The organism is Neisseria sp. P0014.S002 (assembly GCF_051958295.1).
In the GTDB taxonomy this organism is placed as follows: domain Bacteria; phylum Pseudomonadota; class Gammaproteobacteria; order Burkholderiales; family Neisseriaceae; genus Neisseria; species Neisseria flavescens_B.
The window spans coordinates 1-229 of sequence record NZ_JBQCVO010000150.1 but is presented as its reverse complement, the minus strand read 5'-3'; the positions used below and the strand labels follow the sequence as shown (position 1 = coordinate 229).

The 229-nt window shown below is 38.0% G+C and carries 1 protein-coding gene; it reads right to left on the bottom strand.

Going from position 1 to position 229, the window contains the following annotated elements:
- The coding region (locus tag ACTHSX_RS10955; RefSeq protein ID WP_440379694.1) for a hypothetical protein at positions 1-229 on the bottom strand (229 nt) is incomplete at both ends.

Here is a 229-nt window from a genome sequence, read left to right as displayed (position 1 = left end):
CTGCATAATGTTCAAAAAGTGCGGTCAAATTGAAACGAAAATATTCACTTGAAGTAGGTTCAAAAGATTTCAACATAAATTGCACCACACTTGGATCGGCAATTTCAGTTTCTAAAATAGGCTTAGCTTGTTGACGAGTTTGTGGCTGCGCTTTTTTAACGGCAAATAAACCACGAAACACATCATCGTGTCCTGCACTACTATTAGCCACTGGAGCAATATCAATAAC